The following is a 12,492-nucleotide window of genomic DNA, read 5'->3' on the forward strand; positions in this document are numbered from 1 at the left end:
CTTTCCGTTCTCTTTTGACTTGAGTATAGCATCCCGTTTTCGCTATTTGGTGTCCTGACAGAAGACTTTTCCGGGCATTTCCAGCCGGACACTGTCCATTTTTTCCGGCCTGTGCTATACTTAGTAATAATGTTATTGTCCCTTGAAAATCTATGAATTTTCAATGTATAACAACAGTTATTTTTAAACAAATTTCGCAAATCATTGTTGGTGAAAATTACAACCGGAGGAAGCTCTGTGAAACACACGGATACTGAAAAAAAGCTGACCACCTCCCAGCTCCTGTCCATCATCAAGAAATCCGGGCAGTTCTCTGAGGTGACAAATATCTGGCAGGACGAAATGGAGACACCCGTCTTCTGCCATTATCTGTACGAGACTATGGAAAAACACAAACTGACTGCCAAGGACATCATCCAGCGCAGCGGCATCGAACGATCCTATTTTTATCATCTTCTCAGCGGGTTCAAAACCCCGGGGAGAAATATCGTCCTTCGGATCTGCCTCTGCATGGAAGCGACCCTCACGGAGACCAGCCAGCTTTTAAGACTTGCCGGCCACGGCAGTCTTTACCCAAAAGTACGCCGTGATGCAGCGATCATCTTTGCCATCGAGAAAAAATACACCATGCAGCAGGCTAACGAACTGCTGCTCAGTCTTCAGGAAACGCCGCTCTACCGGGAATCCAACGACTGAATCCGGAGGAACTGCCTATGAAAGATCTCATCCTGCCTGACCCTCTCGCAGAACATTACGAGCTCGTTTCCTGTCTGAAATATTCGGAGCAGGCTTCTACCTGTCTCATCGCTGTCAGAAGCAGCGGAAAGACCGTCCTCCTCAAGACTGCCAGCGATCCTCTTCTGTCCAAATCCCTTCTCCAGGAAAAAATGGTCCTGGAGATGATTCATCAGACCGATTCGCCCTTTGCAGCCTCTTTTCCCCGGCCCATTCTCCTGGAGTGGTATGGGGAAACCTGTTTTTATATCCGTTCTTATATAGAAGGAAAAAGTCTGGAGGAACTCTGTGAGTCGAACTATGAACGCCCGGGCTTCGCCGAACCGACGGCCCTGGAGTATTTGATCGAACTGACAGAGATTCTTCATTTTATGCATACTCTGACCCCGTCCCTGCTTCATCGGGACATCAAACCCCAGAACGTCATCGTGGACAGCTTTGGAAAATGCCATTTCATCGACCTTGGCATCTCCCGCTTCCTCAATTCCTCAAAGACAAGCGATACGCTGGTCATGGGAACCCGGCTTACCGCTCCGCCGGAGCAGTTCGGCTACCAGCAGACGGACCTTCGAAGCGACATTTATTCCCTGGGAATCCTGCTTCTCTACTGCATCACCGGAGAGTACAAACCGGAAAATGCGGTTCTTATGGAGCTCAGCGAGCCGGTCCGCCAGATCGTCACCAAAGCCACGATGTTCGACCCCGACAAACGATATCAGACCACGGAGGAACTGCTTCCGGACCTTCTGAAAGCCCGGTACCCTTCTGTCTTTTCTTCCCAACCTATTCCAATTGCAGTTCCCCCTTTTCGAAAACACAGCCGTTCCCGCCTGCCCTATTTCCTTCTCTTTCTTTTCACGGCAGGCGCCGGACTGGCGGCCGGCTGGAGACTCTCCGGGAAAATTTCCCTTCCGGAGACGATTTTCCAGAAGGAAGACAGCTATACCTTCACGGAACCTCTCATCGAAGAGTCCGTACGCTCCATGCTCAACAAACCGGAAGGGCTTCTCACGCTTTCCGATCTCGAAAAAGTGACGGAGCTTCACATTTTCGGCCTTCAGATTTTTTCCTCTGACAGCGAATTTCAGTCCCTCGGAAATTCCATCTGGTTTTACGATGAAGCCACGCGGAACGCAGAACTCTACAAACAGTGCGGAACCATCTCTTCTCTGGAAGATATCACCCATATGCCAAACCTCACCGTCTTAAGCCTCTACAACCAGCAGATCTCTGATATTTCTCCCCTGAAGGACACAACGATAAAAGAACTGGGCCTGGGCTACAATCCGCTGACGGATCTTACCCCCTTAAGTGGAAATTCTCATATTGAGAGCCTGAACCTTTCCACGCTGGAAATCGAGGACCTTTCCTCTCTCGCTCCCCTTCCGGCCCTTAAGAATCTGGACCTTGGCGAGACGAAGGTTTCCACCATCAAGCCCCTCCTTTCGGATTCGCTGGAAAAGCTGAATCTTTTCGGCACGAAGCTTAACGATTACACCGAGCTTCGCTTCCTTAAGAATCTGACTTCCCTGACCCTGGATTCCATGACCCAGTCCACGGCCGAGGCCTTAAGCGGAATGAACCTTACCGAGCTGGAATTTCATTATTCCCATGATTTTCCCCTCTCCTCCCTCAATGGCTTTTCCAAACTTACGACTCTCTTTTTCCGGGGAGACAATACCTCCAGCCTCGTGATCGGCTCCGTGGATCTTCCTGCCCTTACGGATCTTACCCTCATCAGCTGGCAGATTGAGGACTTCTCGGGGCTTGAGCGCCTTTCCGGTCTTAAGACCCTTCATATCTACGGGGCAGACTGTCTCTCCTATGAGGGGCTCGACAGGCTTCCTTCCCTTAAGAGCATCAACTGCACGGAAGAGCAGAAAAACGCCATCATGGAGGCCTATCCGGACAACGATTTTATCTTTCTTGTGTAACCTGGAAAATCTGTATGGCGGGACAAAAAATAGCCTGCTTCCGTGCGGATTTTGTCTCTTGAAAAATCGGTGATTTCACCTATACTGGAAGTACAAAGACTATCTAAGGAGGAGTTACACGATATGGACATGAGAAAATGGTTCAAAGAAGCACAGTACGGAATGATGGTACACTGGGGACTCTATTCCCTGCTGGCCGGCGAGTACAAGGACCGTTACAGCGGTGTTTACGCAGAATGGATTCAGGCTCATCTAGCTATCCCCAACGCCGAGTACGGAAAACTGACCAAAGCATTTAACCCGGTATTCTTCAACGCAGAAGAATGGGTAAAACTGGCAAAAGACTGCGGAATGAAATATTTCGTTGTGACCAGCAAGCATCACGACGGTTTCGCTATGTTCCATTCCAAAGTAGACAAATACAATGTGGTGGACGCCACTCCCTTCGGCCGCGACGTCGTTGCCGAGATCGGCGAGGCCTGCTACAAACACGGCCTGAAAATGGGTCTTTACTACTCTCAGGATCTGGACTGGCATGAGCCCAACGGCGGCGGCTACCTGTCCAACCATATCCCGAGCCAGGGCGTGACCTGGGAGAACAGCTGGGATTTCCCGGACACCGCACACAAGAACTTCGATCTCTGCTTTGAGAACAAGATTTACCCGCAGGTGGAGGAACTTCTCCGCAACTACGGCGATCTCTGCCTGATCTGGTTCGATATGCCCATGACCCTGAAAGAGAATCAGAGCCGCGCGCTCTTCGACGCCATCAAGAAATATCAGCCAGACTGCCTCATCAACTCCCGTCTGGGCAACGGTGCTTACGATTATGTATCTCTGGGCGACAATGAGATCCCGGATTCCATGCCGGAAAATGTAGAGTTTGACCCGTCCCTGATGAACGGCATCGACGGCTTCAAGCCCTCTCCCTACGGCCTCTACGAGACCGCTGCTACGATGAACGATTCCTGGGGCTTCTGTGCCCGCGACCAGCACTGGAAAGATGCCGCTGTGATCGCTGCCAACAAGAAGAAACTGAACAGCATGGGAATCAACTACCTCTTAAACGTAGGTCCCGACGGCCTGGGCCGCATCCCGCTGGCCAGCCAGAAGATCCTTCGTGAGGTTGCCAAAACTCTGTAAAAACGGCAAAAAAGCCTCCGCGGAAACATGTTTTTACGCATGTCCGCGGAGGCTTTTCTTTTTTCAGATCAGTCGAAACCGTTCTCGCTGATCACGCCGCTGTACCAGCCGGCGCTCTTTTTCGGGATACGCTCTCCCGTCTCATAGTTCGTGTAGCAAAGGCCATAGCGCGGTGAGAAACCGGCGGACCACTCAAAATTGTCCAGAAGAGACCACATATAATAGCCTCTCACATCAATGCCGTCTTCCAGGGCGCCATAAAGCGCAATCAGAACCTGTCTTACATAATCGATTCTTTCCTGATCGTTGAGAACCTCCTCCATCGGGCCGTCCTCCTGGGGAAGACCGTTCTCTGTGATGTAAATCGGAATATCCACATGATATTTTTCCACCACCATATGCAACACATCGCGGAGCGCTTCCGGATGCTGCTCCGGACGATCCTGATAGTTTCCACCTGCCTTCAGTATCTCCTCTCTCTTTCGGATCTCCTCCATATTGTCATAGAGTCCGTTGTAGAAATTTAGTCCGTAGAAATCCAGCTTCTGGTGCATCACATCAAAATCGCCCTCTTCCATCCTGGGAACCAGATCATTTTTTTCAAGGTAGGCATTCAGCTCATCAGAATAGCCTCCCAGAAACAGGGGATGAAGGAACATGCCGTAGCCTGCGATCTCGTTGTTGAAAATGGCTCTCTCCTCGTCCTCTTTGTTTCCCGGGCGGGCCGGATAATGTTTCCAGATATCCACCACAATACCTATCTTCGCATGGGCAAAGGAATAGGTACGGAAAAGTTTCACCGCCTCTCCATGGCAGAGCAGGAGATTATGCAGAGACTGGCGGGCATATTTTTCATTCTTCAGACCCGGGGCAAAAAAGCCATAAGCAGTTCCCACATAAACGGCAATCGGCTCGTTGAAAGTCGCCCAGAGATCCACATCATCACCGAAGTTATCCAGCAGAACCTTCGCATAATTTGTAAACCACTTCACGCACTCACGGTTGCCAAAGCCGCCCTGAATCTGCAGAGCATAGGGAAGATCCCAGTGGTACATCGTCGCATTCGGCACAATTCCGTTTGCCTTCAAGGCAGCGATCAGCTTCTTATAATACTCGATTCCTGCCGGATTGACTTCTCCTGTTCCATCCGGAATGATACGGGACCAGGAAAAAGAAAAACGGTAGGTTTTAAGCCCTATTTTCTTCATCATCTCAATATCTTTCTCGTAGAGATGATAAGAATTGCAGGAAACATCCGGCACATCATTGTTCTTGATTCTGCCGGGAAGATGAGCAAATGCATCCCAGATCGAAGGGCCTCTGCCGTCTTCATAGGCTCCACCTTCAATCTGTGCAGCCGCCGTCGCTGCGCCCCAGAGAAATGTTTTTGGAAATTCGTATTTCATCGCTTGGTATTCCTCCTACATTAGATAGTTGTAAACTGACTTTCTGTCCATTCACCGACCCTGCTTCGTACCCGCCAGTAATAGGTTTTTCCTGCCTGCAGTGGAACCCCGTCATAGATGCAGTAACAGTTTCTCGTATCGAGATACATCACTGCACTCTGAAACTTCGGGTTCGACGACATCTGAACGGTAAACTGCCGTTCCGTCTCACATTCCCAGGAAAAAACGGGGGAAACCGTTGAAATTCCGCACTGATATTCCTTCCAGTCTGCCCAGCCTCCGGAATGGTCGATTTCACACACGCCGATGCAAGGACCATCGACGGCATCCAGACGGATTTCAAGCTGCGTAATGGATTCAAAGCTGGCCGCCTCGCAGACAAAGGAAACTTCCTTTCCCGTAAAAGAGAGTGAACGGTAAAATAATAGTACCAGCGGCCATTTTTTTCTGCCACGTCGATGGCCGGCAAGTCAGTCATAGACACCCATGGAATTGCCGTACTGGCATCAAAAGCAACTCCATGATCAGTCCAGTGTACCAAATCCTCGGAAGAAAAGCAATGCTGACAGGGCGACATTCCACCCCCGTCAATCCGGTCGTTTGAACAGTATAAATAGACCCTGTTCGGATCCTGCGGCCACACATGAGCCTCCACATCCGGTGTCGCATACGCAAGTGGTAAAATTGGATTCATCTTTTTTCGCCTCCTATACATAATAATAGTTTCCTATTGGCATCAGCCCTTTACAGAACCCAGCGTCAGTCCTTTTGCCAGATATTTCTGGAAGAACGGGAATGCAAGAAGCATCGGCGCGATCGCGATCACGCAGGTCGCCATTCGGGCTGCAATCGTCGGGAAGCTTCCTCCCTCGCTGGCCAAGTAAAAGGAATTTTGCAGTACAAACTGAATATTTGAGATGATCTTGTACAGCAGAAGCTGCAGCGGAACCAGATCCATGTTATCGATGTAAAGCATGGCCTGATACCAGTCATTCCAGTAGCTGAACAGGATCAGCAGACCAACAGTCGCAAGGCCCGGCTTCGCCAGCGGAAGAACTACCTTAAAGTAGGTCTGATACTCCGTCGCTCCGTCGATAAAGCTGGCCTCCAGAAGCTCCGTCGGAATACTGGAGAGAAAGCTTTTCATCAGGAAAATATTCCAGGGCGATACCAGCATCGTGAGAATCAGAACCCACAGGGTATTTCCCAGATGAAGGACCTGGGTGACAACGATATATGTCGGAATCAGTCCTCCGTGGAACAGCATCGCGAACATCACAAAACGAGTAATGTGCTTTCCAAGCTTGAAATCCTTTCGTGACATCGCATAGGCGATTCCTGTGGTAAACATCAGACCGGCCACGGTTCCAATCACAGTCACGATGATCGATATTTTATAAGAGTTCAAAATCTGCGCCGGATTTTTGATGATATATGTATATGCATCAAACGTGATTTCCTTCGGGATCAGCCGATATCCTACCTCGCTCAGGCTCGTTTCCGGTGTGACAGAGAGCGAAAAAATGAAGAGTACTGGAATGATCCAAAGGACAGAAATCAGGGTCAGTATCCCGTAGAGGGCCACCTGAGAAACTTTAATTCTTTTCTTCATATTCTTCCTCCTAGAAAATTGCGCCTTCTTCATCAATTTTTTTCGCTACCGCATTGGAAGCCAGCACCAGAATGAAGCCCATCAGAGACTGGAACAGGCCGACGGCAGCTCCCATACCGGGATCGTTGACGGTTTTCAGGGCACGGAAGATGTAGGTATCTATGACATCCGTAACCGAATAGAGCATACCATTGTCTTTGGTAAGGAAATAATACATACCGAAATCGGAATAGAAAATATTACCGATCTGAATTAGACACAGCATAATAATCAGCGGCCGCAGCATATAGAGCGTAATGTAGCGGATCTTCTGCCAGGTACTCGCCCCATCGATCTCCGCCGCTTCATACAGGGAAGGATCGACACTCAGAAGCCTTGTGTAATAGAGAATCGAATAATAGCCCGCGGATTTCCAGATATAGCAGATGACAATAATCAGATACCACCATTTCGGCAGGTAATAAAAATTGATATTTTTAAGTCCCAGAAAATTGAGAAACTGATTGACGACTCCGTACCTGGCATCGATAAAAGCTTCCAGCGCATAGCTGGCCACAACCCAGGAAATCAAATAGGGCAGAAACAGAACGGTCTGTGTTACCCGGAGCATTCTTCTGCCCACATAGTACAGCATAATCGCAACGGACACAGAAACAATCAGAGTAAATACGATAAAAAGCGCATTCATGACCAGTGTATTGCGCGTCACACGAAGCGCATCATTGGATTTGAAGAAAAATTCAAAGTTTTTTAAGCCTACCCAGTCGCTGGCCCAGATTCCTTTTGAGTAATCGACGTTCTTAAAAGCAATGACAAGACCGAACAAAGGCAGATAACCAAAGAGAAAAATAAGAATGATTCCCGGCAGGGCCAGGAACAGAAGTGGTAATTTTTGTTTTTTCATGGACACCCCTCCTAATAACAATGGAGTGTGCGCTCATACGCACACTCCAGAGTCATTGTCTTTATTTACCTAAGAAAGCATCAACCTGCCGCTGCATTTCCTCAATAATCTTTGCAGAGCCCGCCTGCTCCAGACGGTTCAGCATATCGGGAATCACGGTTTCCGGATCCACAGCACCGCAGAGAAGCGGATACTTGTACTCTTCATAAATGGCAGAGCAGTTAGCCACTTCACTCTTTACATTTGAGGAGTCAAAGATAAATCCGAATAATTCGGAAGGAGTTGCATCCTCACAGAAAGCTTTCGTCTGCTCCCAGACATCTGCCGGATAAGCGCCAGCTTCCACCCAGGTGATGAACTGGTTGGCAATCGTAAAGGAAGCAAGAGGAGCTGCATAGTTGGAATCACGGATGATCTCGATCTCCGTATCGGAAACCTTGTTATAGTTTACGCCTTCCAGTCCATAAAGAAGGGTATTTACAAACCAGGGGTCAGAGTAAGCCAGATTGTAAAGCTGAACGGCTTTTTCCGGATATCTGGAATTTACGCCTACAGCGGTAAGCGACTGGGTCACACCGGAGGTAACTGCATACTTGTTGCTTGTGATGATGGGAACCGGTGTCTCCTCCCAGCCACAATCGCTAACTGCCATACTGGCTACATTAGGTGCTGTAAATCCCGCCTGATAGGTCACATGATCCGGTGATTTACGATCAATCGTATGCTGGTCTGTCATGGTTACATAGCTGGCCCAATCCGGCTGTACATATCCTTTCTGCTGCCACTCATACATTCTCTTACAGTAGTCCATAAATTCATCTGACTGGAACTGATCGATAACCTTACTCTCATCAGAGAAACGAACGACACCAGGAACCTCAAAACCGCCAAGGAAATTAAATCCGTATGTTTCATCTACATGTGTCCAGAAAATGTCAGTACCATCTGCTGGAATTATGCCTGGATGCTTTTCAACAATCTGGCTGTAAATGTTATCCAGATCATCCAGGGTATAGGTATTGACTCCATTCTCATAGGAGCTTCCCTCAATGCCGAGTTCTTCTGCGATATCCGCCCGCAGGAAAATACCATCATTTTTCGCATAAGTCTGTAAAGCCGGCATTGCATAAATATTTCCGTTTATCGTGGTCGCTTTCCACATATACTCAGGAATATCTGCCATAGCATCCGGTGCGTTTTCTTCCAGGAGATCATTTAACGGAAGATAGGCATTACTTCCTGCATTAGTAGCAAAGTTATTCAGCCAGTCACAGGTAAACATCAGATCGTAAGGCTCGCCTGCACTGATTACTGTGGAACATTTCTGTGCATATTCGGAAAATGCAAACAATTTCACATCCAGATGACAGCCGATCTTTTCTTCCAGATATTTGTTTACCTCTTCCATCACCGCATTATATCCATCACTGGTCATATTGGTCGGATTACCAGGAAGATACCAGGTCAGGGTTGGAATTTCCCCGGAGTCTCCATCGGAGGCAAAACCAGTCAGGACGCTGGTGGATAACACGGCGCTCATCAGAGCAAGACTTAAGAAACGTTTTCTGTTTTTCATATGAAACCCTCCCTTGTGTTGATTTGTTTGTGCTTCTATTATATGGTAATTATGCATAGCAAAATAGCAATAATTGTGATACAAAACAGCACTTTTGTTACTTCTATGGGAAGGTTTTTCTATTTTCTTGTTTTATTTCACAAAGCATACTTCTCCCAGTCACGAATTTTGATCTCTACGCGGGACCACTCTCCATTCCAGTCGATCTTTAGACTGGCATCCTCTCCGTAGTACATGAGAAGCCGCTGATAAATATTCCGGAGTCCCACATGATTATCACTCTCCGGATTATCCGGCACCTCAAAAGTATGGTTTTGATCAAAGGTTCCGCGGAACTCCTCTGGAAAACCTTTGCCGCTATCCTCGACAGAAAGCACAGCCGCCCCGTCCTCTGTCCGGGCAGACAAGGTCAGATGAAAGAGCTGACTTCGATTGACAAAGCCGTACTTGATGCTGTTCTCAACCAGGGGCTGAAGCAGCATCGGAGGGATCTTAAGTTTTCCCAGCGTCTCATCGAAGGAAAGCTGAATATCCAGTTTCTCCGGGAAGCGAAGCTTCATGATTTCCAGATAATTGCAGATAAAATCAATTTCTTTTTTCAGCGAAATCAGTTTCCGGTCCAGATTGCACATAAAGCGATAATAGGATGAGAGCAGAATCAGAGCTTTTTTTGCCACATCATTCCGGTTGATCGCAATCAGGTTATAAATCAGATTCAGGGTGTTAGAAAAAAAGTGAGGATCAATCTGCGAATGCAGATTCTGGATCACGAGCTTCTGATTTTCCAGTTTTTCCTCATAAATCAGAATACGGTCATTCCAGATCTGAGAAACCATATCGTTAAAAGTATCGATTGCAAAAGCCATTTCTCCCTCAATCCGCCCGGAGGGAACCAATTTCTCCGGCTTCTCGTCTCCGTCAAAATTCTGCATGCCTTTAATCAAAAGATCCAGCGGCATCAAGAGTCTCCGGCGAATCGTATAAAATGCCAGGGTCCACCCGACAACAAATAAGACCAGAAGAGAAACGGTCAGAAACAGAACCGAATAAATATTTTTTCTCCAAAGTTCTCTGATATTTACAAGAAAATGAAAGGTCATATCAATGTTTCGGAAAGATTTTTCCAGGGTATGACTCCGACTAAAAATAAATTTTGAGGCTGAGAACTGTTCCGTTCCGCAAAGAACCTTTTCACCGGTGCAAATATTCCAGTCCATATGATTTCCCAGGGCAATCTCCCTGATCTCTTCTGAAATTTTATTAAGATCAACGAAGACCATGATATAGACGGAATTATTGACAATATACTGTCGGAACAGGGCATACTTTCCTTCTTCCCCGATCACAGTCCAGCCTTCACTCTCCCAGCCGCCCTCATTCCAAAAGTCATAAACCAGCGGTTCAAAGTGATCGCAGTCGTCCGGAATCATCATAAGACTTTCATTTCGCTTATCATAAACATAGACAGCATCCAGTGTACTGTAACCCGGACGGTTTCGATGAATATCATAGCGCACCTGATATTTTGTCAGGGTATATCGATCTGTCTTTTCATCCTGAATAGCCATCATATTCACATCAAAATCACCGGAAAAGTTTCTCATCCAACTGTCGATATCCTCCAGCGAGGTTTCCAGCTGTTCCACATAGAGATCCAGCATGTCCTGATAAGGGCTTAAAATTTTGCTTTGGGTAGACTGGAGCGTATCATAGAGAAAATAGGAGACCGTAACCACATAAACCATCAAAAAGGCCAGGAGAATGATCAGCATTTTAAAGCGAATCGTCCGGCAGAAATTTCTGATCCTCTGCTTCATAATGTCACCTCTTTTTTCCGGGAGTTATGCGTCTGTTTTCGATATTCGTAGGGCGTAACACCCACCATTCCCCGAAAGGTCTTTATGAAATAAGAGTCGTTATTATAGCCCAAGCGCTGTGCAATGGATGTGACTTTTTCACTGGTAGAAGTCAGAAGATCTTTTGCCCGTTCCATCCGCAGCCGAAGGATATAATCCGAAAGCTTTTCTCCCGTCTCTTTATGGAACAGTCTGGACAAATAAGCCGCATTCAAAAACACCTGGCCGGCAATCGTCTCGCGGTTTAAGTCTCCTTCCAGGTTCTGGCTGATATACTCTTTGACGCGGTAAATCAGACCGTCCTGCAGCTGCTCTGGTATCAGCTCCGGCTGATCCTGATAGGAATCCAGAAGCTTTTTTAACTCGCCCTGGGACAGCTTCGCGCAGATTTTTTCATATTCCTGTACTTGGGACTCCCGCTTTTCGTCCTCCTGCCAGGCTTTCAGCGCAGCTGCCACAGTATCCTTTAAAATATCGTGATCCACCGGCTTCATCAGATATTCCGTAGCTCCCAGCGTGATGGATTCCTTCGCATAATCAAACCGGGCATGAGCAGTCAGAAAAATCAGCTTTGCAAAATACCCTTCCGTCCGCATCCATTTCAGAAAATCGAGTCCGCTCTCCTCCGCCATCTCAATATCACAGACTATTACCTGTATATCATGCTGCCGTATGATGTTCTTCGCTTCCTCCGAACTGTACGCCCCATAAACAGCCATGATTCCGATGCTCTTCCAGTCGATGGCTTCCATCACGCCCTCCACTGCATACTGCTCATCATCCACTACCAAAAGACTGTACATAACCCTTCCCTCCTCAAAACAAAAAACACCTTCTAATGGTGTATTTTAGCACATCGTTTGAGGAAAAGAAATACTGGCGTTCGTTCCCAGCAAGTTCAAATCTTGTCGTACCGACAAAAATGGGACCGTTCATAAGAACGATCCCATTTTTAGTCGATGCGACAAGATTTGAACTTGCGACCTCTGCGTCCCGAACGCAGCGCTCTACCAAGCTGAGCCACGCATCGATTCCTTATAGCACTTAATCTGGAAAACACGTTTTCCAGATCAGTGAAGGTTTTATGTACCTTCAAAACCACACACAGAAATGTTTTTGTTTCTTTCCATCCGATTTTCTTCTACCCAGACTGCCTTTTTTGGAAGTTCTGTTCGCTACGCTCGCAGAACAACCAACGCACTAGACTCTGTCTTCGTCTTCGACTTGCCAATCGTCAAGTGCTTTTGGCTTGGTTAAGCCTTCGACCTATTAGTATCAGTCAGCTCCATGCATTACTGCACTTCCACCTCTGACCTATCTACCTCG

10 protein-coding genes, 1 tRNA gene, 1 rRNA gene and 1 pseudogene are annotated in these 12,492 nt (G+C 47.5%); 3 read left to right on the top strand and 10 right to left on the bottom strand.

Features of this window, described 5'->3' with window-relative positions; genetic code table 11:
- Window positions 1-237: 237 nt before the first annotated feature.
- From LKD71_RS12370 to LKD71_RS12380, 3 genes are all read left to right on the top strand, one after another.
- Window positions 238-696 (top strand): hypothetical protein, encoded by a 459-nt coding sequence (locus tag LKD71_RS12370; protein WP_227615652.1) that lies wholly within the window; start codon window positions 238-240, stop codon window positions 694-696.
- A 17-nt stretch (window positions 697-713) separates the two neighbouring features.
- Window positions 714-2,669 (top strand): protein kinase domain-containing protein, encoded by a 1,956-nt coding sequence (locus LKD71_RS12375; protein ID WP_227615653.1) that lies wholly within the window; start codon window positions 714-716, stop codon window positions 2,667-2,669.
- Window positions 2,670-2,738: 69 nt separating this feature from the next.
- The gene (locus tag LKD71_RS12380; RefSeq protein ID WP_227615654.1) at window positions 2,739-3,812 is read left to right on the top strand and encodes an alpha-L-fucosidase; all 1,074 of its coding nucleotides are present in this window, start codon (window positions 2,739-2,741) and stop codon (window positions 3,810-3,812) included.
- Window positions 3,813-3,880: 68 nt separating this feature from the next.
- On the opposite strand, the gene LKD71_RS12385 is transcribed toward LKD71_RS12380, so the two are convergent.
- From LKD71_RS12385 to LKD71_RS12430, 10 genes and pseudogenes are all read right to left on the bottom strand, one after another.
- A complete protein-coding gene (locus LKD71_RS12385) occupies window positions 3,881-5,218 on the bottom strand; it encodes a glycoside hydrolase family 1 protein (RefSeq protein WP_227615655.1) in 1,338 nt (445 codons plus the stop codon).
- Between the two features lie 20 nt (window positions 5,219-5,238).
- On the bottom strand, window positions 5,239-5,520 hold the full coding sequence (locus LKD71_RS12390; RefSeq protein ID WP_227615661.1) for a hypothetical protein: 282 nt from the start codon (window positions 5,518-5,520) through the stop codon (window positions 5,239-5,241).
- Between the two features lie 122 nt (window positions 5,521-5,642).
- A pseudogene (locus LKD71_RS18715) lies at window positions 5,643-5,933 on the bottom strand (hypothetical protein); the annotation flags it as partial.
- 21 nt (window positions 5,934-5,954) lie between these two features.
- Window positions 5,955-6,830: a carbohydrate ABC transporter permease gene (locus tag LKD71_RS12400; protein WP_227615656.1), complete on the bottom strand. Its 876-nt coding sequence runs from the start codon at window positions 6,828-6,830 to the stop codon at window positions 5,955-5,957.
- A gap of 10 nt (window positions 6,831-6,840) precedes the next feature.
- Window positions 6,841-7,734, bottom strand: coding sequence for an ABC transporter permease (locus LKD71_RS12405; RefSeq protein ID WP_227615657.1), 894 nt, complete (start codon window positions 7,732-7,734; stop codon window positions 6,841-6,843).
- A gap of 61 nt (window positions 7,735-7,795) precedes the next feature.
- Window positions 7,796-9,310 (bottom strand): ABC transporter substrate-binding protein, encoded by a 1,515-nt coding sequence (locus tag LKD71_RS12410; RefSeq protein ID WP_227615658.1) that lies wholly within the window; start codon window positions 9,308-9,310, stop codon window positions 7,796-7,798.
- Between the two features lie 137 nt (window positions 9,311-9,447).
- On the bottom strand, window positions 9,448-11,127 hold the full coding sequence (locus LKD71_RS12415; protein ID WP_227615659.1) for a sensor histidine kinase: 1,680 nt from the start codon (window positions 11,125-11,127) through the stop codon (window positions 9,448-9,450).
- Window positions 11,124-11,969 (bottom strand): response regulator transcription factor, encoded by an 846-nt coding sequence (locus tag LKD71_RS12420; protein ID WP_227615660.1) that lies wholly within the window; start codon window positions 11,967-11,969, stop codon window positions 11,124-11,126. The genes LKD71_RS12415 and LKD71_RS12420 overlap by 4 nt, the downstream gene beginning before the upstream one ends.
- Before the next feature lie 153 nt (window positions 11,970-12,122).
- Window positions 12,123-12,196 (bottom strand) — tRNA-Pro (locus LKD71_RS12425).
- A gap of 219 nt (window positions 12,197-12,415) precedes the next feature.
- Window positions 12,416-12,492, bottom strand: a 23S ribosomal RNA gene (locus tag LKD71_RS12430); the annotation flags it as partial.

It is taken from the genome of Fusicatenibacter faecihominis, from assembly GCF_020686945.1.
Classification (GTDB): Bacteria; Bacillota; Clostridia; order Lachnospirales; family Lachnospiraceae; genus Limivivens; species Limivivens faecihominis.

What these genes read in the sequence shown, in the direction of transcription:
- LKD71_RS12410 (WP_227615658.1), bottom strand. Translation starts at nt 9,310, where the DNA reads ATGAAAAACAGAAAACGTTTCTTAAGTCTTGCTCTGATGAGCGCCGTG.
- LKD71_RS12405 (WP_227615657.1), bottom strand. Translation starts at nt 7,734, where the DNA reads ATGAAAAAACAAAAATTACCACTTCTGTTCCTGGCCCTGCCGGGAATC.
- LKD71_RS12420 (WP_227615660.1), bottom strand. Translation starts at nt 11,969, where the DNA reads ATGTACAGTCTTTTGGTAGTGGATGATGAGCAGTATGCAGTGGAGGGC.
- LKD71_RS12385 (WP_227615655.1), bottom strand. Translation starts at nt 5,218, where the DNA reads ATGAAATACGAATTTCCAAAAACATTTCTCTGGGGCGCAGCGACGGCG.
- LKD71_RS12375 (WP_227615653.1), top strand. Translation starts at nt 714, where the DNA reads ATGAAAGATCTCATCCTGCCTGACCCTCTCGCAGAACATTACGAGCTC.
- LKD71_RS12400 (WP_227615656.1), bottom strand. Translation starts at nt 6,830, where the DNA reads ATGAAGAAAAGAATTAAAGTTTCTCAGGTGGCCCTCTACGGGATACTG.
- LKD71_RS12415 (WP_227615659.1), bottom strand. Translation starts at nt 11,127, where the DNA reads ATGAAGCAGAGGATCAGAAATTTCTGCCGGACGATTCGCTTTAAAATG.